General features: G+C 65.5%; 18 protein-coding genes and 1 pseudogene. 13 read left to right on the top strand and 6 right to left on the bottom strand.

Annotated features, from left to right (window positions below):
* Window positions 1-34 precede the first annotated feature (34 nt).
* Window positions 35-247, top strand: a complete 213-nt coding sequence (locus AEB_RS09710) for a hypothetical protein (protein ID WP_145985289.1) — start codon at window positions 35-37, stop codon at window positions 245-247.
* A 60-nt stretch (window positions 248-307) separates the two neighbouring features.
* Here AEB_RS09710 and AEB_RS09705 read toward each other — a convergent pair whose 3' ends face one another.
* The 4 genes from AEB_RS09705 to AEB_RS09690 all read right to left on the bottom strand — a co-directional run bounded on the left by AEB_RS09705 (window position 308) and on the right by AEB_RS09690 (window position 9652).
* Window positions 308-2737: a TonB-dependent receptor gene (locus AEB_RS09705; RefSeq protein WP_119083009.1), complete on the bottom strand. Its 2430-nt coding sequence runs from the start codon at window positions 2735-2737 to the stop codon at window positions 308-310.
* Window positions 2738-2874: 137 nt separating this feature from the next.
* Window positions 2875-3072 carry a hypothetical protein gene (locus AEB_RS09700; protein ID WP_119083008.1) on the bottom strand — a complete coding sequence of 66 codons (198 nt, stop codon included), beginning with the start codon at window positions 3070-3072 and terminating at the stop codon, window positions 2875-2877.
* The gene (locus AEB_RS09695; protein WP_119083007.1) at window positions 3072-7316 is read right to left on the bottom strand and encodes a translocation/assembly module TamB domain-containing protein; all 4245 of its coding nucleotides are present in this window, start codon (window positions 7314-7316) and stop codon (window positions 3072-3074) included. The genes AEB_RS09700 and AEB_RS09695 overlap by 1 nt, the downstream gene beginning before the upstream one ends.
* On the bottom strand, window positions 7316-9652 hold the full coding sequence (locus AEB_RS09690; protein ID WP_231958654.1) for an autotransporter assembly complex protein TamA: 2337 nt from the start codon (window positions 9650-9652) through the stop codon (window positions 7316-7318). The genes AEB_RS09695 and AEB_RS09690 overlap by 1 nt, the downstream gene beginning before the upstream one ends.
* A 22-nt stretch (window positions 9653-9674) precedes the next feature.
* On the opposite strand from AEB_RS09690, the gene AEB_RS09685 reads away from it, so the two are divergent.
* From AEB_RS09685 to AEB_RS09660, 6 genes are all read left to right on the top strand, one after another.
* The gene (locus AEB_RS09685) at window positions 9675-10784 is read left to right on the top strand and encodes a YihY/virulence factor BrkB family protein (protein ID WP_231958652.1); all 1110 of its coding nucleotides are present in this window, start codon (window positions 9675-9677) and stop codon (window positions 10782-10784) included.
* A 148-nt stretch (window positions 10785-10932) separates the two neighbouring features.
* A complete protein-coding gene (locus tag AEB_RS09680; RefSeq protein WP_119083005.1) occupies window positions 10933-11964 on the top strand; it encodes a TolC family protein in 1032 nt (343 codons plus the stop codon).
* Window positions 11961-13160: an efflux RND transporter periplasmic adaptor subunit gene (locus tag AEB_RS09675; protein ID WP_119083004.1), complete on the top strand. Its 1200-nt coding sequence runs from the start codon at window positions 11961-11963 to the stop codon at window positions 13158-13160. The genes AEB_RS09680 and AEB_RS09675 overlap by 4 nt, the downstream gene beginning before the upstream one ends.
* A gap of 105 nt (window positions 13161-13265) precedes the next feature.
* Window positions 13266-14777, top strand: coding sequence for a glucan biosynthesis protein (locus AEB_RS09670; RefSeq protein WP_119083003.1), 1512 nt, complete (start codon window positions 13266-13268; stop codon window positions 14775-14777).
* A complete protein-coding gene (gene mdoH / locus AEB_RS09665; RefSeq protein WP_331851737.1) occupies window positions 14774-16600 on the top strand; it encodes a glucans biosynthesis glucosyltransferase MdoH in 1827 nt (608 codons plus the stop codon). The genes AEB_RS09670 and mdoH overlap by 4 nt, the downstream gene beginning before the upstream one ends.
* Before the next feature lie 269 nt (window positions 16601-16869).
* Window positions 16870-17475 carry an isochorismatase family cysteine hydrolase gene (locus AEB_RS09660; protein WP_231958650.1) on the top strand — a complete coding sequence of 202 codons (606 nt, stop codon included), beginning with the start codon at window positions 16870-16872 and terminating at the stop codon, window positions 17473-17475.
* Window positions 17476-17519: 44 nt separating this feature from the next.
* Here the strand turns inward: AEB_RS09660 and AEB_RS09655 are convergent, their stop codons facing one another.
* Complete coding sequence (locus AEB_RS09655) at window positions 17520-17987, bottom strand: superoxide dismutase family protein (protein WP_119083001.1); 468 nt, start codon at window positions 17985-17987, stop codon at window positions 17520-17522.
* Window positions 17988-18349: 362 nt separating this feature from the next.
* Here AEB_RS09655 and AEB_RS09650 point away from each other — a divergent pair, with 362 nt between their 5' ends.
* On the top strand, window positions 18350-18982 hold the full coding sequence (locus AEB_RS09650) for a cytochrome c oxidase assembly protein (RefSeq protein WP_231958648.1): 633 nt from the start codon (window positions 18350-18352) through the stop codon (window positions 18980-18982).
* Window positions 18979-19503, top strand: a pseudogene (locus AEB_RS09645) (cytochrome b); the annotation flags it as partial. The gene AEB_RS09650 and the pseudogene AEB_RS09645, both read left to right, overlap by 4 nt.
* A gap of 10 nt (window positions 19504-19513) precedes the next feature.
* On the opposite strand, the gene AEB_RS18405 reads toward AEB_RS09645, so the two are convergent.
* The gene (locus AEB_RS18405) at window positions 19514-20245 is read right to left on the bottom strand and encodes a c-type cytochrome (RefSeq protein WP_231958647.1); all 732 of its coding nucleotides are present in this window, start codon (window positions 20243-20245) and stop codon (window positions 19514-19516) included.
* A 254-nt stretch (window positions 20246-20499) separates the two neighbouring features.
* Here AEB_RS18405 and AEB_RS18565 point away from each other — a divergent pair, with 254 nt between their 5' ends.
* From AEB_RS18565 to AEB_RS09620, 4 genes are read left to right on the top strand one after another with little or no spacing between them, the layout of a single operon-like run.
* The gene (locus tag AEB_RS18565) at window positions 20500-20715 is read left to right on the top strand and encodes a hypothetical protein (protein ID WP_331851736.1); all 216 of its coding nucleotides are present in this window, start codon (window positions 20500-20502) and stop codon (window positions 20713-20715) included.
* An 8-nt stretch (window positions 20716-20723) separates the two neighbouring features.
* Window positions 20724-21671, top strand: coding sequence for a cytochrome c oxidase subunit II (locus AEB_RS09630; protein ID WP_119082997.1), 948 nt, complete (start codon window positions 20724-20726; stop codon window positions 21669-21671).
* A complete protein-coding gene (locus AEB_RS09625; RefSeq protein WP_119082996.1) occupies window positions 21668-24217 on the top strand; it encodes a cbb3-type cytochrome c oxidase subunit I in 2550 nt (849 codons plus the stop codon). The genes AEB_RS09630 and AEB_RS09625 overlap by 4 nt, the downstream gene beginning before the upstream one ends.
* Window positions 24214-24495 carry a hypothetical protein gene (locus AEB_RS09620; protein ID WP_119082995.1) on the top strand — a complete coding sequence of 94 codons (282 nt, stop codon included), beginning with the start codon at window positions 24214-24216 and terminating at the stop codon, window positions 24493-24495. The genes AEB_RS09625 and AEB_RS09620 overlap by 4 nt, the downstream gene beginning before the upstream one ends.
* The last annotated feature ends 122 nt before the right edge of the window (window positions 24496-24617 follow it).

Raw genomic sequence — 24617 nt, 5'->3', positions numbered from 1 at the left:
TGGCCGCTATCGGCCGCTGAAAATGGAGAAGACCATGGGCGAGTATGAACCCCGGGATTCGCGCATCGTGACGCAGAATCCCTCCGGCACGCCGGTCGAGCCGGAACGCACCGGTCCACGCGAGGAGGAGGCCCGGCGAGAGGCCACGCCACCCCGCAAGGATGCGGCAGGAGACACTCCGCAGACCACAGGCGAAGGCCAGGATAATCTGGATCGCTGGCAGGTGAAAGGCGAAGACCGGCGCTGACGGAGGCCAGCGCACCGTGTACGGCGAAGGCAGCCCACCGGCCGCCTTCGCCGCATCACATCAGAAGTCGTAACCGACCGTAACGCCGTAAGTGCGCGGCGCGAGATAGGTCACGCCCAGCAGGCGGCCGGTGGCCAGAGCGAAGGTGCTGCTCGCACGGTCGGTGTCGAACAGGTTCTTCGCCCACAGCTGCACGCTCAGTCGATCCTCCAGCGTTTGGTAACGGATGGAGGCGTCCACCATCGCATAGGGGGCGGAGCTTTCGATCTCCCGCTCGAACTCGGTGAAGTAGGTCCGGCTCTTGTAGGACACATCGCCCAGGAAGGTGATGACACCGTTGGGCAGATCGACATCATACTCGCCGTGGACGTTCCACGCCCACTTGGGTGAATTGCGCAGCTGGTTTCCGGCCAGCTGGATCTCACCCCCGCTCGGCGCGCCGTAAGCGGTCGGGTCGGGGTTGGTCACCGGATCATAAGCGGGCGAGCCGGCCGTCAGGATATTAGCCGGGTTGAGCGGATCGAGCGTGGCATAGTTCTTGAACTCCGCATCGGTGTAGGAGAGCGAGCCGCTCATGCGGAAATTCGGCGTGATGCGGCCGAAGATATCCAGCTCGATACCCTTGGCCGTCGTCGCCGCGGCATTCTGGAAGATCGTCTGGTAACCCGTCGGGCCGCCGGCGATCGTCTTGTTCAGCTGCAGCCCTTCGAGGTCATAGGTGTAGGCCGCGAGATTTACGGAGAGCCCGCTCATCACGGTCGCCTTGATGCCCGCCTCGTGGTTCTGGATGGTTTCCGGATCGACGATGGTCGTGCTGCCCGCGGCGTTCTCGCCCGAACCCGCCTTGAAGCCTTCCGAATAGGTGTAATACACCATGATGTCCGGGTTCGGCTGCCACTCCAGGCCGAGCTCCGGCGTGAAATCGCTGAAGCTGCGTTCGCGATAGGTGCCTTCGGTGGTGTAGCGGATCACCGGACCGCGCCCGCCGCCGGCGATGATGATCGACGGGTTGGCGGATTCGATCTTCTCGTGGCTGTAGCGCCCGCCGAGCTTGACGGTCAGCGTATCCAGCGCCTCCGAGAAGAGGCCGAGCCCGATATTGGCCTGGCCGAAGATGGCATAGGCATCCGTACCGAGATTGGACCGGGTGCAGACCCTCTTGGGCGCGATCACGCTGCTGCCGCCGGTCACGCCGTCGGGCTGATAGCCGCAAAGGGCATAGGCTTCGTCGAGATCGACGCCGGCCGCCTGCAGCAGCGGGATGTTGGACGCCATGCCGTTCTTGCGCGAAAGCCCGACGTTGTCGATCGGCCGCTGCCGCTCGTGGAAATAGAAACCGCCCAGGACGACATCGATGAAGTCCGTCGAATAGTTCAGCTGCAGCTCATTGCTCCACTGCTTGCTGTCGATCCGCCGCTCCTGCACCGTGGTCGGCTGCCCGTTGGTCTGCAGGCTGTCCACCACGGCGGACAGATCGAGATCCTGAAACAGCGAGCTCTTGAAGCTGCGGAAATTGGCGATGTTGGTCAGCGTAAGGCTGTCGGTCAGGTCGGTGCGGAAGGTGCCGGTGAAGGCATAGGTTTCGGTGTCCGTGCCACCGTCGATTTCCGAAGCAAGATCGCGCGGCTTCACCGCATAGCCGCCCACACCCAGCGGCGCGAGGCGCGGCACACCGGGGAAGGAGGCGCGCAGGTAATGGATGGCGCCGGAATTATCGTCCTGTCGGAAATACTCGCCCGTCAGCAGCAGTTCGGTGGAGGGCGTGATGTCGAACTGCAGATGGCCGCGGATCATCCGCCGCTTCAGATCGTCCACCTCGGAACCCGTCACCGGATTTTCGCCATAGCCGTCCCGGTCTTCCGTCTTGGTGGCGATGCGGAACAGGATGGTGTCAGTGATCGGGCCGCTGATCGCGGCTTCGGAGATCAATGAATTGTAGTTGCCATACGTCAGCCTTGCATAGCCCGATAAGTCGCGCGTGGGCTTGGCCGTGATGAGGTTGATGGAGCCGCCAGTGGCGTTCCGCCCATAGAGCGTGCCCTGCGGCCCGCGCAGCACCTCCACCCGCTCGAGGTCGAATAGCGAGGTAAGCTGCGCTTCCGCCCGCGATACCACCGCGCCATCCACATGCAGCGCCACGCCAGTGGCGTTGCCGGTGGTGGAAGTGTTAGCGCCGACACCGCGAATGAAGATCTTCGCCTGGTTGAAATCGCTGCCAAAATTGACGCTGGGAACGACCGTCTGCAAATCCTGCAGGCTGTTCACCTGCCCTTCGGTCAGCCGGTCGGAGCCGATGGCGGTGATCGCCGCGCTCACGTCCTGCAGGCTCTGTTCGCGGCGCTGCGCGGTCACGATGATGGCATTGCCTTCTTCGGCGGCGGATGCAGCAGCGCTGTCGCCCGGCTGCGTATCCTGTTCCTGCGCGGCAAGGGCCTGCGTGCTGGCGGTGGCAAACAGGGCGGCCACGATCGAGCCGGTCACGAACCTCATTCAACTTCTCCCAACTACACGCCTTTAAGGGCGGAGCGCGGTTTGCCGCGCCCGGGGGAGTTGGGATTTGATCGACGGCAAAAAAGGGGCCGCCGGTCACAAAGGCTGCGATTTGTGACCATTTAGCAACAGCGCACTCAGGGTTTCGCCTGCTCCCCAACCTTGACCTGCGGAGCCGACGAAGGGGGCGGTGCGCCCTTTGCCAGCTCCGCATCGATCCGCGCCGCCTTCTCACGAAGGTCAGCCTGCGCCTTGGCATAGCGCTCGTCGAAATCGGGCTCGCGCTGGCATGCTGCCAGCAGGAGCATTGCCCCGACCAAGACGGCGCGCCGCATCAATAGTCCTTCTTGTAGCGCAGGTTGACGTTGGTCGAGCCCGAGCCGCCCGCCTGGCTCAGGATGGACAGCGCCGGCGTGAGGCTGATTTCGAGCTGCGTAGCGGTGAAGCCGCGCGCATCGGTGATGAACTCCACATAGATGTCGTCCGTCAGATATTGCCCCGCCGCCAGTGCGGTGCCACGCCCGGTCGTCTTGTCGGACCCCAGAATACGCAGCCGGTCCACGCCCGATGCGGAGCGCAGCTTGCCCAGCGGGTTGAGCCCGCCGCCCGATCCGCGCAGCGAATTGAGCGATGCGGCAAGCTGCACGGCCTGGATGGTCGACAGATTGCCGATCGAACTTCCGAAGAGGATGCGCGAAAGCACCTCATCCTGCGGCAGGCCGGGCACGCTGGAGAACGCGATCTGCGGGTCCATCGCGCGGCCCGTCACATTCACATTCACCGTCACATCCTCGATATCGTCCGTGGCGACCATGTTGATCGTGGGATTGATCTCGCTGCCGCCGGTAAAGTTCACCCGGCCCTCGCTCAGTTCGAACGAACGCCCGGCGAAGCCCAGCGTACCGCGGATCAGTTCCACGTCACCCGTGATACGCGGATCGGCGCTCGTGCCGGCAAGGCGCAGGTCCGCACCCCATTCGGATTCCAGCCCCATTCCCGAAACATAGAGCTTCTCCGGGGCCGTCAGCGCGACATCGAGGCGGATCAGGCCCAGCACGCCGGGGCTCGGCTCCACCGGTTCGTCGCCAGTGATGCGCTGCGGGCCCTTGGGGGGCTTGAACCGCACACCCGTCAGTTCGGGCACCTCGGCCGCGCCCTGCCGGATGATCTGGTAGCGCGCTTCGGGCAGTCTTATCTGGCCGGAGAGCAAGGCGGTCTGACCTGCGGCCTTCGTCAACCGCAGCTGGCCGGTCGCCTCCGCCGCGAGGGCGTCGCTGCGCGCAAGCTGCGCTTCGTCCAGCGTTACGCGCAGATCCATCGGATAGCCGCTGTCGGAAGCCAGGCTGACGAAGCCGGACGCCTGCACCGTGCCGTCGCCCGCCGTCGCAGTGAGCTTGTCGAGCTGCAGCCGATCACCGCTGAAGCTGCCCGCAACCGCCATGTTGCTGAGCCGCGTGCCATAGGTCTGGTTCTCATAGGTCAGCGCATTTGCGCGAATGATGCCGCGCAATTGCGGTTGCTGCACCCGGCCGGAGAAGTCCGCCGCGACAGCGATCGGTCCCGAAAGCCGCTGATCCGCCTGCCCTGCAAAGGAGAACAGCGTGTCCGCCGGCCCATTGTAGCGGATACCCCCGCCCAGCGGCGCGGACAGCAGCCGTTCGCTCCAAGACCCGGTACCAGGTGGCAGAGGCTGGAGCGACGCGACCATGCGGCCGATCACGCTACCGCGCTGCCGCATCACTGCGCGCGCTTCTCCGCCGCCGGGCAGCAGCTTGCCGACTAAATTGATATCGATCGGCTGGCTGACGGAGGCGGCCGTCGTGCGGCTGAAATCGTTGATCGTCAGCCGTGCATCCGCGCGCGGGAAAGCAGATGCGTCCGCCTGGCTGAAATCCACGCTGCCGGTTGCGGTGCCATCGACACCCAGCCCCGGCACGAACGCGTTGACGAGGCTGAGATCAAGCGAATCCAGGCGGGACTGGACCTCCATCCCCTCCCCGTATTTGCCTGCAAGGCGCAGACTTCCCTGCCCGAAATCGATCCGTGTGGGGAGCAGTTCGTAGCTCCCTTCTCCCGGCACGATCCGCGCCGGCGTGGTGGTGCGGAAATCGATGCCCCGGACCCGACCCTTGAGGGCCGCGCGCCAGAGCTTGGGCTGCAGTTCGGCATTGGCAGCCACGCGGAACGGAACGCCACTGACGCCTTCCGCCAGCAGCTGCGCCTTTCCGGTGCCGTTGCGATAATCGATTGTCGCCTTCGCAGCGTTGAGATTGAGCGCGCCGAAGGTCGTACGCGCCAGATCGACCTTGGCGACCACATAGGGCTGATCGTACAGCACGACGCGCGCGTCCACGATGGCCGACCCGATCGAGAGGTTGGCCGGCCCCGGCAGCACGGTGTCCCGCGCGCGGAGGTTGACCAGCGCTTCCTGGTAGTTCCCTTCGGCGTCGAGCCGCACCACCCCGGCCAAGCCGCGACCATTAGCGTCCAGCCGCCCCGCAAATGGGCCGGCAGCCGTCTGCCGCAGCCCGCCGGAAAAGGCGATCCCGGCAAAGTCTGCGCGGTTGATGTCGAGCGTGAGTTGCTGGCCCATGCCGAGCACCACATCCGCCTGCAGGGGCCCGTAATCCGTGTCGGCATCAGCCACGAGGCGGTAGCCGTTGGGCGCCCCGGTGACCTTCGCTTCGAGATTGGCGAGACCCACGCCGAAGCCCGGCCGCTCCGCTGTTATCGTGGCGCGGGGATCGCTGATCGTTCCGGCCACGCGCACGCCCACCTTGCCATAAGCGCGGGTGGTACCATCGGCATTAAGCGTGATGCGCCCGTCCGGGGAATAGGAGCCGCTGCCGCCGACGATGCGCGCCGCAGGCGCCGTCAGCTGAAGATTGCTGAAACGCACGGTGCCGTCCGGACCATAGCGTATGTCCGCCGCAGCCGCGGCATTGCCGCCCAGGAAATTGCGGATCCCGTCATTGAACAGCTGGGTAGAACGTGCCGCCACCCGGCCATCCACGACGAAGCCGCCGCCCGGCGCGGTCTTCAGGTCCATGTCGGTGCGGATGTCCAGCATGCCGACGCTTTCGAGGCGGTAGTTATCGATCCGCCCATCCACCGCGCCGGTGTAAAGCCCGGTGGAGGTGTCTGCGAGCAGGATCACCTTGGCATCGATCCGATCGGACCGGATACGCATATTGTCCGACAGGATACGGGTGCCGTCGATCGCGAGATCGCCCGCCAACCTCACATTGGCCAGCGTGCCCCCCGCTACCGTATCAAGGCCGACTATCCGGCCGACACGGGCCTCGACCGGGATCATGATATGCTCCGCATCCACCTTGGCGATGCCTTCTGCATGCAGATCGCGCAGGCCGAGGTCGTTCATCGTCAGCGCGCCGGCATCGATCTTGTAGTCCACCGTGGGCGTTGCAAACTCGCCATCGAGCCCCAGCGCCGCCCGGATGGCGCTTCCGCTGAGATTCTCCGCAAGGGCCGAAGGCTTCAGCAGGCGGAATGCCAGCTGCAGATCGTCAAAGCGGTTGTTGGCCAGATCGACCACGCCGGCGGCATCCAGCTGGAACGCATCGCTTGAGAGCCCGCCGCTGAGGTCGGCGCGGCGATCCTGCAGCGCTGCGGCCAGGTTTACGTCGAGCACAGGGCCAAGCAGGCTCGCCGTCGGACCCTGGAACAGCCGCGCCACCCGCGTCGGGCCGCGCAGGCCGAAGGTGCCGTTGCGCGCTTCGAGCTGCAGTCGTGCCAGTTCCTCGCCGCCGAGATCGGCCGAGAGCTGCCCGTTCCACGCGGCCCAGTCGCCCTTCCCCTTTGCCTGAACCAGCAGCGGCTGATCGATCCTCGCAAGCGCCGCAATCACGCCGCCTGCGGGCGCCGAGAGATCGAGATCGAGGTCGAGCCGATTGCGTTCCGGCACGGCATCGAGCGTGAGGTTCACCCGGTCACCACCGGCTGCGCCTGCCGCCGCGAGCGTACGTCCGTTGAACTTCACCTGCGCGCGACCGTCGGCAATATGGGCGGAACCCGCAAGCGTCGCCACGCGCTGCTCCCCGCTTACGGGCGCCTCCGCCACGAAGCGATCGACCTTCAGTGTGCCGATATCAATGTCGAGATCCGGCAGCAGCGGTTCATTGCTAGGCGGCGTCTCCTTGAACTCGGGAAGGCGGCGCAGCGTAATGAGCGGGCTGGTGAGGGAACGCACATCGACATGGTTGCCGATGAAGGCAAAGGGGCGCCAGTCCACCCTCACTTCGGGCGAACTGACGAACACGCCTTTCGGATCGGAAATGGCAAGATCGTGCAGGATCATTTCGCCGTAGATCGAACCATCGATCCGCCCGACACCGATCGACATCCCGTTCTCGAAACCCAGCCCTTCGATCTGGCTGGCGATGAAGCGCTTGCCCGGCGCGGTGTTGAGCCCGATCAGCAAGAGGCCGATCAGCACCACGATCGCCGCCAGTACGATGCCGGCCCACTTGGCAATGGTACGGCCGCGATGATGCTCGCGGTGATCCAAGGCCTCTTCCCGTCCTTCAGCCGCGGCGTCGGTTTCGAACTCCTCGGCCATCAGAAGGCCTGCCCGATGGAGACATAGACGGTGAACTTGCTTTCACCCACGCGGCGATCGATCGGCATGGCGACATCCACCCGCAGCGGCCCGAAATTGGTGTAGTAACGGCCGCCGATGCCCACGCCGTAGCGGATATCATCGAACTGCGGCATCGAGGCCTCGTAGACCTGCCCCGCATCGACGAATGCGACCGCGCCGAAATTGCCGAAGCGATAGCGCACCTCCGCAGCCCCTTCCACGACGCTGCGGCCGCCGATCGGGCGATAGATGAAGGGATCGTCTTCCTCCTCCGGATCGGTGGGATCGTAGTCCGGATTGGGCTCGCGGGATTTCGGGCCGAGTTCCTGATAACCGAAGCCGCGCACCGATCCACCGCCCCCGGCGTAGAACCGCCGGGAGGGTGCCAGATCATATCGGTCGATGCCCTGGATCGTGCCCAGCCGCACACGCCCGGCCAGCACGAGAGAGCTTCCCACGCCAACATAGGCGGAGCCGTCCAGGCGCCCCCGCACATAGGGGGTAAAGCCGTCCTCGAGCGATCCTTCCGGCTCCACGAGCGCGGTGAGGCGGAAGCCCTCGGTGGGGTTGAGGAGATCGTCCGTCGTGTCGAGGCCGACCTGGCCCGTCAGGCCCGCGATATAGAACGTCCGCCGCCGGCGCTCGCCGATCGCGGGATCGAAATCCTGTTCATTGGTGATAATGGCCTGCGCCCCGTAAGCATAGGTCAGCCGCTTCTGCCAGATTGGCGTGGAACTGTAGCTGACGAGGCCGGCGATCCGACCGGTAAACGCCTCATAGGCATCATAATTGCTGTGCAGCGCGTCGGCGCTGAGCTGGAACGTGCGATCGCGCCGCCCCGCGTTGGAGCGGCGGAAGGTCACCCCCGCACCCTGCTCCTGCGTTCCGGCCACGGCGTTGACGATCAGGGCGCCCTCTGGCGGGAACAAATTGCGGTGGCTCCAGCTGCCTTCCACCCGGAGGCCCTGCCCCGTGCCGTAACCGGCGCCGCCGGCGAGCGTGCGTGGCGGCCCTGCTTCCTGCTCCACTAGCAGGGTGGCATATTCGGTCCCATCGGTTGCCGGCTCGCCGGTTTTCTCGGGCTCCACGGACACCGTGTTGAACAGACCCGTGGCGACCAGCGCCTTGCGCAGATCATCGACTTTGCGGCTGTCATACAATTCACCGCGCTTGAACCGTGCGAGCACCGCCACGTGTTCCGCATCGAAGGCCAGATCACCGGTCGTACGAATGCCGCCGAACACCGAACGCGGGCCAGTATCCACTGGCAGGGTGTAGACCCCCTCCCCCGTGTCCTGATCGAGGAGGATATCGCGCTGTCCGAGGTCAGCAAAGGGATAGCCGCTCTGCGGAAGCGTGACGGCGACCTTTGCCTCAGCCGCCTGAACCCGTTCCGCAATGATCGGTTCGCCCACTTCGAGAGCCAGCGCGTCCTGAATGAGGCCAGGAGGCTCGGTCGGCGGGGCCTTGATGGTGATCTCGGAGAAGACGTAGCGTTGGCCCGGAACCACATCGATCACCGCAGCGAGTTTGCCGTCATCCGTTTGTGGCCGGTCGATCCGCGTGGTCGCGGCCGCGCCATACCAGCCTTCCGAAGCGAGAATGCGCTGGATCAGGGCACTATCCTCGGTGAGACGAGCGGAAATCTGAGCCACGTTCGCGGCCTCACCGTCCCCATCGCGCAGGGCCGAGAGATCATCGAACATATCGCGCAGATCGGCGTCCGATTCCTCATCCGCCTTTTCGAGGCCGTTGACCTGCATGGAATAGGCGATCTCCACGTCCTTCCGGTCTTGCTCCGCCTCGGCAAACTCCACGGGCTGCACATCGAATTGGTCGAGCGGCGGCAGCGGAGCGGCGAGTTCGGCATCGCGCACCGGCGCATCGCCAATCGCTTCGCTGGCATCGCCGTCCGCCAGCGCCGGATCACCCAGGGGCGCCTCCTGCCCTTCCGCAGGTGCGGCATCGGCCTGCTCGCTGCTTACCCGCCGTTCGAACTCTTCAATCGATTCCAGCGGTGCCTCCAACGCATCATCCCCGACGGATTCGAGGTCAGGCACTTCTTCCTCGAATTCCTGCTCGGAAATAATCGGCTCCACCTCGGGAAGGTTGGCATCCGCCGGAGGTGCAGGAACGGCCGGATCTTCCCTCGTCGTGGAAGCCGAGGACACCGGCGCCTGCTCCTGCGCGTGCAGCTGCGCGGGCACGGCTACGGCGGCCAGCGCGAGGGCGAGCCCGCCGCCCAATCCCCACATCTTTCCGGCACCATTCTGGTTGTCCGCTGTTGTTTGGGCAACCGGGTCCATGTGACTCATGCGAAGAGGATCCAACTGAATTATGGGCAGAACAGACCCCCGCCCCGAAAATGCCACCGGCGCGAACGCGCCCTCCGGGGTAACGGCGGAGGTGCAAAATGGTTCTCCACAAATCTCCGCCGGGGCGCAGGCCTGTTCGCCCTGGCAAATGCCGCGGCGCGCGTGGAAGCAGGTGCTCAAGCGGATGTATACGATGTGGGGCTTCCACAATCTGTCGCTGCTCGGGGCCGGTGTGGCCTTTTTCACCTTCCTGGCGATCACTCCGCTGATTGCCGCGACGGTGATGATCTATGGCCTGGTGGGCGATGTGGGCATGGTGCGCCGACAGATGCGCAGCATCGTGGAAGTGGTGCCCAGCGACGCCGCATCGGTGATCGAGCGGCAGTTGATCGAGGTCGTCTCCTCCAATTCGGGCGTGACCGGGCTGGCGCTGGCCGTGGCGCTGTTCTTCGCGATCTACGGCGGCATGCGGGCTGCAAGCGGGCTGATCGGCGCGCTCAACATCATCAATGAGGAGCATGAGACGCGCGGCTTCGTCGCGCTCACACTGCGCGCCGCCTGGCTTACGCTGGCGGCGATCATGATCGCCCTTACCGGGCTGGTGAGCGCAGGAGCCTTCGCCTGGCTACAGACGCAGGCAAACTCGCTGATCGGCCCGCTTGCCGAGTTCTTCTTCAAGGTGCTTGCCTGGGTCGCGTCGGTGAGCCTCGGCAGCATCGGCTTCGCCCTCATCATGCGCTATGGCCCTGACCGCCGCCCGGCCAAATGGCGCTGGCTCATCCCCGGCGCCCTGCTGGCCACGCTGCTGTGGATCGCGATCTCCTTCGGCTTTTCGCTCTATGTGGCCTATATCAGCGACTACAACGCCACTTATGGATCGCTTTCGGCGATCGTCGTCTTCCTGATGTGGCTGTTCCTTTCCGCCTATGGTGTGCTGGCAGGCGCCTTACTGAATGCGGAAATCGAGCGGCAGACCGTCATGGATAGCACCGTGGGGCCGGACCGACCGGCGGGCGAACGCGGTGCGGTGCTGGCCGATCTGGTCGCTGGCGACCTAAGCATCCAACAATGGCTGGAGAAGTCGGAGCGACGCAGCGCGCGGCGGCTGGCAAGGAAGACCGGCCATGCTTGAAGAGCACCGCGGGAAGGAGACGTGAAACCGTAAGCGATGGTGCGCGTTTCATTTGCCTGCGCGCGATAACTCCGTCTATCGCGGCAAAGCTCCGTGCCCGCAGCTGTCACCAACCACCCGTCCTGAAATATAGGAAGCCCGCTCACGGATGATCACAGGACGTTATCTTTCCCGTGCAGCCATGCTCGCTGCTCTGCCGCTGGTGGCAGGCTGCGCGCTTGCGCCCAAGGCCCCGCCACCGACCCTTTCCCAACTTGGAATTGCCGATAGCTATTCGTGGCAATCCGCCGGCTTCCTTGAGGCCAGCGATGCGCAAGCGAGCGCGCGATGGTGGCGCATGTGCGCGGACCCAGTGCTGGAAGGATTGATCGGTCAAGCGATCGCGGCCGGCCCCCGCGAAGGGCTCTATGCGCGCGCCGCCGCACTGGGAAATGCGTATTTCGCCATGCGCGGTGCGCAGCGAAAGATCGCCAATCTTCAGGACTATATTACCACGCAGGATGATCTTCTGCGCCTCGCGCAGTTCCGCCACGAGGCAGAATTGGTGCCGGCACTGGACGCCGCACTGGTGATGGCCGCTCGCGATCGGGCGGCGGCGGACATGCCGCTGCAACAGGCCGCAATCGACCAAGCGCGGGCCACCATCGCAGCTCTCATCGGCCGCACGCCCGCCGAGGTGGCACCTGAACTGGCGACGGAAGCGCCGATCCCCAGCTGTCGCGCCGAATGGGGCGGGCTACGCCCGTCCCAACTTGCCGAGCAGCGGGATGATCTGCGCAAGGCGGCGGACCGCTATGGCAGTGAAGGCTTGCTAGGCGGCCTGGGCGGCCGCTCCGTCGAAGCGGAGCAAGCCTATCGGCAAACGCTGCTGACGGCTTATGCCGATGTGGAATCTGCCCGGGCGAGCTATACGCAAGCGGCAGAGCGGGAGGACCGGCTGACGCAGGCCCAGATTAGCGCCGGGCAGGTGGCGGCCTTGGCCCGTGATAGCTACCGGCGCGGTGAAGCCAGTTACCCCTCGCTGGAACGTGCCGAAAGCGCATTGCTTGCCACCCGCAACGCCCTCGCCGATGCCCAAATGCAGCGTGCGACTGCGGCGGTTGCCTTCTCCCTGGCGCTCGGTGTCCCGCCGGAGCCCGCGGCGGATGAGGCTCGCGACACGGCTCGGGCTGGTGAATGACTGATCCCGTACAGGACGATCAGGAGGTTGATGCCCTGCTCGGCTCCGCGCCGGGCGGGCGGTGGAGGCGCTGGGTTCTGGTACTGGTGGTGCTGGGCGGCCTCTTCGCCTTGGCAATTCTTGCCGCACGCTTCGTGTCCGGCGGCCACGCGGCTCTCTACGAGTCCGACTTGGCGCAAATGGCCGATCTCCATCCGACGCTCAGCGCACCGGGCATCCTGCAGCCCATGATCGTGCGGCCGGTGGGCGCCAGCCGCGAAGGCGTCGTCGCCCGGCTTCTCGTGTCGCCGGGGGCTCGGGTGGCTCGAGGGCAGGTACTCGCAATGCTGGACGCCGAGGCGGCCCGGGGCGAGCTCGACCGCGGCCGGGCTCTGCGGGATGAGCGGGAACAGGCCGCAGGCCGCGCGCAAGCCGCACTCAACGCCGCCCGCCAGAAGCTCGCGCTGTTCGAGAGCGTGCGCGAACGCTCTCACGGACTCGCGCCCTCCGCAGAGGAAATGACGAGTGCACGCATGGCAGTGGAACGGGCCGCGACCGAACTGGAGGCGGCCAATGTCGAACTCGCCGCCGCACATGATCAGATCGTCCGCGCTGAACGGGATCTGGCAGCCACCGAAATAGTCGCGCCCATCGCCGGCGTGATTCAGAGCCGAAGCGCGCAGCCCGGGCAGCGCGTCGGCGGCAGCGCGACCGGCTCACCACTATTCACGATTGCTGCGCCTTATGAGCGGCTCCGGCTCGAGGTCGCACCTGAACCGCAGGGCGGCGAAAGGCTGGCCGCGAATTCCCCTGTAGGCGTGGCCGTACGCGGCCAGCCTGGCCGCTTCGCCGCACAAGTCGATACCATCCTTCCGACCGGCACCCCGGCCGAGCAGCCGGGGGCCGCGCCTGCGCGCCGCTTCGTCCTGACCGTGGCCAACCGCGCCGGCCTGCTCCGTCCCGGCCTTCCCGCCGAGGCACATTTTGTCCTTCCGCCGCGACAGGGGGTTCTCGCCATCCCCGAAAAGGCGCTGGCGTTTGCCCGCGCCGCCGATGCGCAAAGACCGGACAGCGAAGGCACCGCCGTCTATGTTCTGGATAGCGACGGAAGCCCCCGGCGCGTCCAGGTCGAGCTGGGCATGACCGACGGGACGCTGCGAGAGATCCGCGCCGGCAACATTCAGCGCGGCGACCGGGTGATTTTGGGATTGCGGTAGAGGTCTTCAATCGACGGCGCCGACGACCAGTTCCGTTGGAAACAGGGAACACCGGTGCAGATCGGGCGTAACAGGCGCTATGCAGTGCAAGGGAACAATGTGGGAATGAGCGCGTATGGCGGGCGGCTTTCGCGGCGGAACGCCTGTGTCCTTATCGCCGGCGTCTCAGCGCTTGCAATAGTCGCTCCCGCCGAAGCGTGGGCGCAGGGGGCCGAGGCCCCGCGCTTCGGCGCGCCCGAGCCCTTCTCGCGGGAGCAGCTTGTCGGGCGCGCCCGCACGCTTGCCGCGCGTCCCTATCAGCCCCGCCCGGCCGCAGAGGACGTCGCACAAAGCTACGACGCAGCCGGGAAGCTGGCCTATGGCGAGGCAGAGCGAATTGCCGAATTCGTGCGGCTGCTGCCCGTGTCCAGCCTGGCAGCGGCACCGGTCGTCATCCATGTCGTCGAGGGTGGGACCGCCCGCACCGTACAATCCTTCGCCGGATTGTTCTCGGGCGGCACCACGCATCCGGCGGGCTTCCGCATCATGGCGCCCGATCTGCGCAGCGACTGGCTAAGCTATCAAGGTGCATCCTACTTCCGCGCTTCGGGAAGCCAGGAACAATATGGTCTTTCGGCCCGCGGCGTGGCGGTGGACACGGCGCTGCCGCGGCCGGAGGAATTCCCGTCCTTCACCGAATTCTGGATCGAGCGGAAGTCTGCCAGCCGCTTCATAATCCATGCGCTGCTCGACGGGCCGAGCCTTACCGGCGCCTTCACCTTCGACAGCAGCAAGGGCGCGGAAGGCACAACGCAGGACGTCACCGCCACGCTGTTCCTCCGCAAGGACATCGAGCGGCTGGGCATCGCGCCCGCCACCAGCATGTTCTGGTATGGCGAGGGGCAGCGCCCGCTGGCGACCGATTGGCGGCCCGAAGTGCATGATTCTGATGGCCTCGCCCTCTGGTCCGGCACCGGGGAAAGGATATGGCGGCCGCTGTATAATCCCGCCGGCGCCCGCACGGCCGCTTTCGCAGCCACTGATCCCAAGGGTTTCGGCCTCATCCAGAGAGACCGGGACTTCGCCGATTACCAGGATGACGGCGTATGGTACGACCGGCGGCCGAACCTGTGGGTGGAGCCGCAGGGCGCCTGGGGCAAAGGCGCCGTCATGCTCTACGAAATGCCGACAGACAGCGAGACGGCGGACAATATCGTCGCATTCTGGCTGAGCGACAAGCCGGCCCGCAAGGGTGAGCGGCGCGATCTGCGCTATCGCCTGCACTGGACCTCGCGCGACCTTTCCGCCGGCACCGCGGCGCATGCCACCAACATCTGGATAGGTGCATCCAGCCTTCCGGGTGGCCGGGCGCGGACCGGAGCGAAGAAGTTCGTGATCGACTTCGAAGGTCCAGTGCTTCAGGGACTGGACCGCAACTCCGGCGTGCAGCCGGTAGTCGATCTGCCGACCGATGCGCTGTTCGAGATTTCCGCCTATCCGGTACTCGGCACGGCAGCCCGCTGGCGCGTGGTGGTCGATACCAAGGTCGAACAGGGTGCCCGCAAGGAATTTCGCTTGTTCCTCCGCCGGGGGGACAATGCTCTCTCCGAAACCGTGATCCAGCCGCTGGAGCCGTGACCATCCGATCCGCCGCCCCCCTCCCCCAGCTTCCGCCGGAAGCCCCGCTCGCCATGCCCGTGCAAAGGCTCGACGGAAACGCGCCTTCCGCCATGGAGGTGAAGACCCGGCCCCCCGGCCTGTTCATCAAGCGCGTACTCATCATCGCGCTCACGGCGGTGCTGGGGCTCGCGGCGTCAACCGACGTGCGCTTCAACCTCGCGGTGGACGGCGTCGATTTGCTCGACATGGTGATGCTGGCGCTGTTCGTCCCGCTTATCAGCTGGATCGCCTTCGGGTTCGTCACCTCGCTGGTCGGCTTTGTCCAGCTGATGACCAATCGCCATCCGGGGTTTACCCCGATCCCCCGCCCGCGATCGACCCTCACCAGCCGTACTGCAGTGCTGATGCCGGTCTACAACGAAGGCGTCTCCGCAATCTTCGCTCGGGTGGAGGCAATGACCGCCTCCATCGCGGCGGAAGGGGCAGCGGAAAATTTCGACTTCTTTATCCTCAGCGATTCCAGCGAACTGCACGGCAAGCGGGAGGAGGAGGCATGGGCTGAGCTGGCGGCGCGATCACCCATGCGCCTCTATTACCGCCGCCGGACGGAGAATATCGGCCGCAAGCCGGGGAATATCGCCGAATGGGTGCGCCGCTTCGGCGCCGCTTACGATCACATGATCGTGCTCGATGCCGACAGCATGATGAGCGGCAGCGCCATGGTGGGCATGGCATCGATCATGGAGAACAAGCCCACGGTTGGTCTGCTGCAGACGGTGCCGAAGATCACCAATCCGCAGACCTTTTTCCAGCGGTGGATGCAGTTCGCCAGCGATGCCTATGGCGCGATCGCTTCGGCCGGGTTGCTGTGGTGGTCGGGCTCAGAGGCCAATTTCTGGGGCCATAATGCAATCATTCGTACGCGTGCCTTCGCGCAGTCCTGCGGCTTGCCGGACCTTCCGGGCAAGCCGCCGTTCGGCGGTATGATCCAGAGCCATGACATGGTGGAGGCAGCGCTGCTGCGCCGACGTGGCTGGGCTGTCCATATGGTTATGATCGACGGCAGTTATGAGGAATACCCGCCGACCATCATCGACCACGCTGTTCGCGATCGACGCTGGGCGCAGGGCAATCTCCAGCATCTGCGGCTGCTCGATTCCTCCGGGCTCCACTGGACCAGCCGGCTGCACCTGCTGATCGGCGCCTCAGCCTATCTCACCTCCACGGCCTGGTTGTTGCTGATCATCGTGGAATGCGCCCAGGTTCTGCTGGGCAAGGACCATCTGTTCGACGGGTCTGCCCCGCTGCGCGTACTGATGCTCACACTGGCCTATCTCTTCGGACCGAAGCTGATGTCCGTCGTCTGGATGCTGGCCGACCGCGGGCGGCGGCACGCGTTCGGCGGTGCGGGCTCGATTCTGAAATCGGTGGCGGTGGAAATCCCCCTGTCCATCCTCGCTGCACCCGTGGTGATGATGAACCAGACGCGGGCGCTGCTCGGCCTTCTGCTTGGCATCCCCTCGCAATGGACGGCGCAGCAGCGGGAGGTGGACCATATCCCGCTGCGGGCCGTGATCCCCAATGTCCGGGAGCATCTGCTGTTCGGCCTGCTGTTCCTTGCCGTCGGCGTGCTGGAGCCGATGCTGGGCTACTGGCTCTCACCGGTCATCCTCGGCCTGTTCTGCGCGCCCGTGCTGATCGCCTTCACCTCCAGCCGCAAATGGGGCGATTGCGCCCACCGGCATGGCGTGTTCATCGTGCCGCCGCCCAAGCTCGCGATAGGTGACAAGGCCCCACAGCCAACGCCCGGCGCGCTGAAGGAACGCCCTGCGCTGGATTAGAAATGTCGCTCCTTCGATTAGCGGAACCGTCGGGTAACCCGCGCTTTCCTGCCACACGTGCAGGCAATTTTGCCCGGCGTTGCAAGAGGAGAGACCGTTGGTGCAGGGGGCGCTTCGTTGGCTGGTTCACGACCCTTTGAGGTTAGAACCGCCGGCAAATTGGTGTTCTTGCAGCCGCGTTGGTTGTGCCTTGCAGAGCGCTTGCAGGAGCGGTTCGACGCGGCTTCCAAAGATGTGGCGACGTCAGCCTGTGCGAGAGGATCATTCCTTTGACCCGCAGCGATAATTCACCAAGAGAAAACCCGACCGCGCCGGCCCGCGACCAGCAAGGCAACGGCGTTGCCCTGTTGGTGATCGACATGATCAATGCCTTTGACTTCTCGGGCGCCGAAACGATGCTGCCCTACGCCCGCAAGGCCGCTGAAAGCATCCTGCAACTGCGCGCCGCGGCCGACGGGCTGGATATCCCGGTCATCTACGTGAACGACAATTTCGGCCAGTGGCACTCGGAGAAGTCCGCCCTGGTCGAGCATGTCGGAGACCGATTGATCCACCCGGATATAGCGCCGCGGAAGCGAGACTACTTCATCATCAAGCCCCAGTTCTCAGGCTTTTACGCCACTAACCTGCAGGTTCTTCTCCCGAAGCTCGGCGTCCGCAACCTGATTCTGACGGGGGTCGCAACGGACATATGCGTCCTCTTCACCGCAGCGGACGCATATATGCGGGATTACAAATTGTGGGTTCCCGCCGATGCGGTTGCAGCCGAAGACGAGCAGCGGAACGCGGCGGCCCTGGCTATCATACAAGGCAATCTTGGCGCTGAGACCGCGCGCGTGGCAGAACTTGCTTTGGAAGACTGGTTTCCCCGGTAGGCGGATCGGGCCAGCCGCACCGATCCGCCCAGGAGTGGCCCGCCTCAGCTGGCCGTGAAGACACCGCAGGCGATACGGTCGCCGCTGTCACCGGAGGGATCGGTCTTCTGATCGTCGCGCCCGGCGTGGACCACGAGGGCCGAACCGTCGCTGTCGAGCAATCCTTCGAAAGTGCCGCCCTGCAAAGTGTATTCGAGCGTGCCGCTGCCATCCTCACCCACTACGAGATTGGGCATGTCGCCTGCATGCTGCCCGGCCGGATCTTCCAGCCCATGCTTCTGATCGCTGGGATTCCAATGCCCTTCGGCGCTCTTGAAATCGGGGCCTTCGCACTTGCCGACGGTATGAACATGCGCACCGTGTTCCCCTGCGGGGAGGCCGGTGACATTCAGGGAGATCAGGATGCCATTCGCGCTCGGTGTCGCCGTGACCATACCGGCATCGGTGCCGTCCGGAGTCTTGAGCGTCGCGGTCGCCAGCATGTTCGCGTCAGCAGTCGGAGTTGTAGCCATATCAGCCGCCGGCGTCGCTTCGTCCGCCGGCTCGGGCGATCCGCACGCCGCGAGCGCGAGTACAAGTGCGCCTGCCGTCCAATTGAGATGTCTCACACGGGTCCTCCTCTGTTGTTCCTCTTGGGGCAGCTATTCAGCCGCCGGAGGGTTCCCGATTCCGGGGAACCTTTTTCCTGCCCGGCCGATGCACAAGGAACCACGCGCTGCCACCGGGATGCTTCGCGCGCGCAGGAAAGGATAGCGGGATAGGCACTTTCTCCTCCTCTGGCCCGCAGTGGGTTCCCTATTGCGGTGCGGCGCCCGTCCCCGCCGAATGGCTGGCTCGATGGAACCTCGATCCCTTCCTTCTCTTGGTCACGGCAGTGGCGGCGTTGGCATGGTGGCGGCACGCCCGTGGGAATGACGGGCGCGAGAGAGCCGCCGTTGCCGCGCTGGGCTGCTTCCTCTTTCTCTTCGTCAGCCCGTTCTGCGCACTCTCATCGGCTCTCTTCACAGCACGGGTGGCTCACCACCTCCTGCTGGGGCTCGTTCTGGCACCGCTAGTCGTGGCCTCGCTTCCTCCATGGAAAAGACCTCTCCCGGGGTCACTGGCTGTCTGGACTGCGCTTCAGGCCTTGATGTTCTGGGCATGGCACGCCCCGCCATTGTACGCCGCTGCGCTTTCTGCCGACGCGATGTTCTGGCTTATGCAGATCTCCATCACCGGCAGCGCCGCCGCGTGGTGGATCAAGCTGCGCGAGGCGCCGGCCGCAGTGGCAGTGGCCGCTCTGCTCGCCGCAATGGTGCTGATGGGTGTCCTCGGCGCCCTGATAACTTTCGCCGGCCACGCCCTTTATGCGCCGCACTGGCTCACCACCCAGGTTTGGGGGCTGGCACCCCTTGAGGACCAGCAGATCGCCGGGCTGGTGATGTGGGCACCGGGGTCGGCTGTTTATCTGCTGGCGGCGATGGCAATCCTTTATCGCGGCCTGAGCCAGAACGGCCGCACGGCATGATCGGGCCCTTGCGCGACTGGGCAGAGCGTTTTCGCTCTCGGGGCAAATACACGCCCGTGGGAGTAACCTTCCATTGGGTGATGGCTGCCGTAGTGCTCTACCAGCTCTACTCCGGCTGGAGCATGCAGCGGTATCTGGTGGGGGCAGATAAGCTCGATGCCTATCGCCATCACAGCGAAATAGGTCTCACCCTGCTCCTGCTCGGCGCGCTTCGGCTCGTCTGGCGGCTGATGGTGCCGGGGCCGATAAACGATGCTGACGAACCTGGTTGGCGTGCCGGCGCCGCCCATGCCACCCATGTTGCTTTCTATACGCTATTTGTGGCCCTGCCCGTCTCGGGCTGGGCGCTTTGGTCCGCCATACAGCCCGCGCGTACGCTGCGGCTCGCAGGGCTGGTGCCGGTTCCCTCCATGCCGTTCCAGGATCTTTCGCCTGAATGGCAGTTCTGGGTCCTGGACCGGGCTCTTGAGGTACATGTCATCTGCGTGGTCGTGCTCGCACTGCTCGTTCCGGTTCACGCACTGGCGGCGATCAAGCACCACTTTTGGGATCGGGACGACGTTCTGAAAGGCATGCTTCCGGAAGTGCCGGATACCTCGTGGCACCCCGGAGGGCCGAACTATAACCCGCCAGGGGCTCCAGCTCCCTCTCCGACAGCAGGCGACTGACGTGGGTCATGCTGTCCAGCGGATCGCCATAGCGCTTCCCCTCGCGCCACAGCCGCAATTGCCCGGCGAGGTAGGTGGCCGGTTGCCCGGCCAGCGGCGGGTTGCCCGTTCCCACCCCTTCCCCGCTCTCTTCGTGGCAGGAGGCGCAGGACTCGATGCCCCGCCCGGAGTCGCCCTCGTGATAGAGGCGGGCGATTGCCGGTGTGCAGCCCCCCTGCCCCAGCGGCCCGGTGCCGGGCACCCGCTCCGGCACGGGCAGTGCGGCGTAATAGGCTGCAACGCGGACACGCGCCGGCCGGTCCGTGTGATCGGCGATCCAGACCATTTGCGGATGCCGGCGCAGACCGCTGGCGAAGTAATCCATCTGTCTCACGATATAGCCGGCATCGAGCCCGGCGAGGCGCGGCGCATCTCCGCCATTCCCCTCCCCTTGCGTGCCGTGGCAGGTGATGCAGGCCCCGGTCGCCCCGGCATCCCCGCCACTGAGCGCGATGAGTTCGCCGGTCTGCTCAAACCGGCCGGTCGTCGGCTCATTCTCCGTACATGCGCCAACGCAAGCGGCCAGCAACGGCCCGCAAGCCACACGCATCATCATGGGGGGAGAACATGTCATCCGTAACGGGAACCTTCGCTGCCGCCCACCGGTTCCCCATGGCGATGAGGGGACATCCGGATTTGCCGAGACCTTCCGGCCGGCGGTGCCTCGCGGGGGCAGCCGCTGGCCTGGCGCTGCTCGGCGCCTGCAAGCAGCCACCAGCGTCCCGCGTACACGCCGATCCGGCGGCGGCCGCTCGGGGCCTGGACGCGATTCGCAGCGCCGGCTGCGCCGCATGCCACGAAATACCCGGCGTGGACTGGCCGCGCGGCCGCACCGGTCCCTCCCTGCGCGGCTTCGACGATGTGGGCCTCATTGCGGGAGAATTGCCGAACACGCCGGCCAACCTTGCCGCTTTCGTGCGCAACGCCCCGCTCGCCAAGGCGGGATCGACCATGCCCGCCATGCCCCTGACCTCGGCCGAGGCGCGTGACGTGGCGGCCTATCTCCACGCGATTGACGATGAGTGAGGGCGGCCATGCTTGAACCGCTGTGGGGCTGGCCGCCGCCGGTCCTCGATCCTGCCGGCCCCTATGCGGAGAAGGTGACCACGCTCGCTTGGGCATTGCTCGGAATGGGGTTCTTCGTGACGGCTGTCGTGCTCGCCGCGCTGTGGGTGGCGGTCCGCGGCTCGCCCGCCCTGAAGGCAAGGCTCGGCGGCGAAAAGACCGTGTGGATCGGTGGAATCGCCTTCCCGGCCGTGGTGCTTACCGCGCTGCTGATCTGGGGCCTCACGCTCACCGCCTCGCTGACGCGCGGCGTCACCGGGGAGGAAATGCGCATCCGGGTGACGGGAGAGATGTGGTGGTTCCGCGTGGAATATCTCGATCCGCAGGGCCGCGTGGTGGTGCACGATGCGAACGAGATCAACCTGCCGGTGGGCGAACCCGTGGTGCTGGAGCTGCGCTCCGCCGATGTGATCCACAGCTTCTGGGTACCGCACCTCTCGGGCAAGAAGGACATGATTCCCGGGCGCACGTTGCTGCTGCCGATCCAGGCTGACAAGGCCGGGCGCTATGGCGGCGTGTGCGCGGAATATTGCGGCGGCCCCCATGCGCTGATGGGCTTTGCCGCCATCGCGCGGGACCGCGCCGGGTGGGACAAGTGGTTCGCCGCGCGGCGCAGCGCCGAATTGCGCGAGGAGACCGCGAGCGCGCCCGGCGCCGAGCTGTTCCTGGCGAATGGCTGCGGGGCCTGCCATCGCGTTGCCGGCACGCAGGCCAACGGCCTTGCCGGGCCTGACCTGACCCATCTGGGTTCGCGCCTGACGCTGGGCGCCGGCATCCTGCCCAACAACCATGGCGCCCTGATGGGCTGGATCGGGGACAGTCAGTCGATCAAGCCGGGCAATCGCATGCCCAGCTACAACATGCTTTCTGCGAAGGAGCTAGACGCCATCGCCGATTGGCTCGGGCAGACGCGATGAAGTCCGAAACCGGCTTCGATCACAAGCTCTACGCGCTGTTTCCCACCCACAGTCCGCGCCGCGAAGGGGAGCTGGAAGAGCTCGAGCGGATCTGGCGCAACCCCAGGGGCTGGGGCCTGCTGACGGCGGTCAACAACAACTTCATCGGCTTCTTCTACGTCGCGACCGCCTTCCTGTTCTTCCTCCTGGCGGGCATTCTCTCGCTCGGAATGCGTGTGCAGCTGGCCGCGCCGCTGCAGGATTTCCTGCCGCAGGAAACCTACAGCCAGTTCTTCACCATGCACGGCACGGTAATGATGTTCCTGTTCGCCGTGCCGGCGGTGGAGGCGCTGGGCGTGATGCTGCTGCCGCAGATGCTGGCCGCGCGGGATCTCCCCTTCCCCCGGCTGTCGGCCTACGCCTTCTGGGCTTATTTCGTCGGCGGGCTGTGCTTCTTCGCCTCGCTGTTCGTCGGCCTCGCGCCCGACGGCGGTTGGTTCATGTATCCGCCGCTCACATCTATCGCCTACAGCCCCGAGATCAACACCGATTTCTGGCTGCTGGGCATCGGCTTCATCGAGATCAGCGCCATTGCAGGGGCGATCGAGATCATCGTGGGCGTGTTGCGCACCCGGGCCCCCGGAATGACGCTGGACCGCATGCCCATGTTCGCCTGGGCCATGCTGGTCTTCGCGGTGATGATCGTGATCGCCTTCCCAAGCGTGATACTTGGCACGCTGCTGCTGGAGCTGGAACGCGCCTTCAACTGGCCCTTCTTCGATCCTACGCGGGGCGGCGACCCGCTGCTGTGGCAGCACCTGTTCTGGTTCTTCGGTCATCCGGAGGTCTACATCATCTTCCTGCCGGCAGCCGGGCTGATGAGCATGATGGTGGCCGCCGTGGCGCAGACCCCCCTCGTTGGATACCGGCTGAATGTCCTCGCGCTGGTCGCCACCGGCTTCATCAGCTTCGGGGTGTGGGCGCATCACATGTTCGCCACGGGGATGCCGCGCGTGTCCACTGGCTATTTTAGCGCCGCCAGCATGGCGGTGAGCCTTCCCGCCGGGATCCAGGTCTTCTGCTGGATCGCCACGCTCGCCAGCGGCAGGATTCGCTGGAGCACGCCGGCGCTCTTCATCGTGGGCAGCATCGTGATCTTCACCATGGGCGGGCTCACCGGCGTGATGGTGGGCATGGTGCCCTTCGACTGGCAGGTGCACGATACCTATTTCATTGTCGCCCATCTGCACTACGTCCTGCTGGGCGGCATGGTGTTTCCGATGTTCGCCGCCTTCTATTACTGGGCGGGGATGACCAGTCGCCGCGCCCTGAGCGAACGGCTGGGCAGATGGGTGTTCGGGCTGATGTTCATCGGCCTGCACGTCACCTTTCTGCCGATGCATCTGACCGGGTTCATGGGGATGCCGCGCCGGGTCTACACCTACCTGCCGGATCGCGGGTTCGACACGCTGAACCTGATTTCGACCATCGGGGCCTTCATCCTAGCGGCGGGCGTGCTGCTGTTCCTGATCGATCTTGCGCGCAACTTCCGCTTCACGACCAATCACGACGCGGGAAATATCTACGGCGGCGGGACGCTCGAATGGCTGCCGACCGGGCTATATTCGAGCCGCTCCATCCCGCTGGTGAAGAGCCGGGAGCCCTTGTGGGATGACCCCTCGATTTGCGATGACGTGGCCGAAGGACGTTACTTCCTTCCGCGCAGCGCCACAGGGCTGCGGGAAACGCTCATCACCAGCCCTGTGAATGCAGAGCCGCAATATCTGCAGCTTATGCCCGGCCCTTCGCCCTATCCGCTTGGAGCCGCGGTGTTCACCGCCTTCTTCTTCCTGGCGCTGACCGTCCAGGCTTATGGATTCTCGCTGTTCAGCGGCATCGTGGCGACGCTGTGCGTATTGAGGTGGCTGTGGGAGACCGACCGCCCCATAGAGCAGCGCACAGCTGAAATCGGCGCCGGCATCTTGGTCCCGATCGCCGTCACCGGGCCGAGCAGCCACGGCTGGTGGGCGCTCAACACCTTGATGGTGGTGATCGGCATGATCGCCCTGATGGCGCTGTTCAGCTACCTTTATCTCTACGGCATCCACCCCGAGGTGTGGATCGCTGCGCCGCCGCTGCTCCAGACTGCAGCAATCCTGCTCCTGCTCGGACTGGTCGTCCTCGCCTGCTGGGGCTCGCGCAAGGTGCTTGGTGGGCATCGGCAAGGCACCGATGCGGGGCAGCTACCGTGGCTGCTGAACTTTCTCGGTGCAGCGTTGCTGGGTGCGGCTGTGTGGTGGGACATCTCCGGCTGGCGGGAGGCGGGCCTTGCGCCGAACGCCACCGGCCATGGAGCGACCGTCTTCGCGCTGCTCTCGCTGCAAGCCTGCCTCGCTTTCATTGCCCTGATCATGGCGCTGTATCTCGGCTATCGCAGCGGCCGCGGCCTGCTGACCGCGCCTGCCAATGTCACCCTCGACGTAGTGGCGCGCTTCATCGCCTTCGCAGCGCTGCAAGGAATGGCCATTTCACTGGTTGTGCGCCTGTTCCCGGGTGCCGCCTCGTGAGTACGAGCTTCCGCAACGAAACGGACTGGACAGGCGTTGCGCTGGCCATGGCGGTATGGGCGGCGCATTTCATGATCGTGTGGGCCGCCGCCAGCATCTTCCCGGGCGAGCCCGCAGCGCGGTGGATTGCGGGCGCATTCACGCTGATTTCCTTCGCCGCGCTCGGCGCGCTGTGGCGGTGGCGAAGAGTGGCAGGCCTGCACACCGTTCCGGGGCTCGGGATTGCCCTGGCTGCTGCGGGCGTCGCGTATGATGCCCTTCCAGCATTGATCGGCTGAAACAACAATCCGTTGCCTCTTGCTGGTGCGGAACGGTTCAGGCTGGCGGTGAGTGGCGGAACCCTAGCCCCGCAGCACCCGTTCTCCGCGCATACCGCCCTTTGCGGACGGCTTGAGCGAGC

This window comes from Altererythrobacter sp. B11 (assembly GCF_003569745.1).
GTDB lineage: Bacteria > Pseudomonadota > Alphaproteobacteria > Sphingomonadales > Sphingomonadaceae > Croceibacterium_C.
The sequence above is the reverse complement of the archived record's forward strand: the minus strand, read 5'-3'. Positions and strand labels throughout refer to the sequence as shown.

Bases quoted from the DNA above. Each gene is read 5' to 3' on its own strand.
- AEB_RS09710 (WP_145985289.1), top strand. From the start codon at position 35: ATGGGCGAGTATGAACCCCGGGATTCGCGCATCGTGACGCAGAATCCC.
- AEB_RS09705 (WP_119083009.1), bottom strand. From the start codon at position 2,737: ATGAGGTTCGTGACCGGCTCGATCGTGGCCGCCCTGTTTGCCACCGCC.
- AEB_RS09700 (WP_119083008.1), bottom strand. From the start codon at position 3,072: ATGCGGCGCGCCGTCTTGGTCGGGGCAATGCTCCTGCTGGCAGCATGC.
- AEB_RS09695 (WP_119083007.1), bottom strand. From the start codon at position 7,316: ATGGCCGAGGAGTTCGAAACCGACGCCGCGGCTGAAGGACGGGAAGAG.
- AEB_RS09690 (WP_231958654.1), bottom strand. From the start codon at position 9,652: ATGAGTCACATGGACCCGGTTGCCCAAACAACAGCGGACAACCAGAAT.
- AEB_RS09685 (WP_231958652.1), top strand. From the start codon at position 9,675: ATGGGCAGAACAGACCCCCGCCCCGAAAATGCCACCGGCGCGAACGCG.
- AEB_RS09680 (WP_119083005.1), top strand. From the start codon at position 10,933: ATGATCACAGGACGTTATCTTTCCCGTGCAGCCATGCTCGCTGCTCTG.
- AEB_RS09675 (WP_119083004.1), top strand. From the start codon at position 11,961: ATGACTGATCCCGTACAGGACGATCAGGAGGTTGATGCCCTGCTCGGC.
- AEB_RS09670 (WP_119083003.1), top strand. From the start codon at position 13,266: ATGAGCGCGTATGGCGGGCGGCTTTCGCGGCGGAACGCCTGTGTCCTT.
- AEB_RS09655 (WP_119083001.1), bottom strand. From the start codon at position 17,987: ATGGCTACAACTCCGACTGCTGACGCGAACATGCTGGCGACCGCGACG.
- AEB_RS18405 (WP_231958647.1), bottom strand. From the start codon at position 20,245: ATGATGATGCGTGTGGCTTGCGGGCCGTTGCTGGCCGCTTGCGTTGGC.
- AEB_RS09630 (WP_119082997.1), top strand. From the start codon at position 20,724: ATGCTTGAACCGCTGTGGGGCTGGCCGCCGCCGGTCCTCGATCCTGCC.
- AEB_RS09625 (WP_119082996.1), top strand. From the start codon at position 21,668: ATGAAGTCCGAAACCGGCTTCGATCACAAGCTCTACGCGCTGTTTCCC.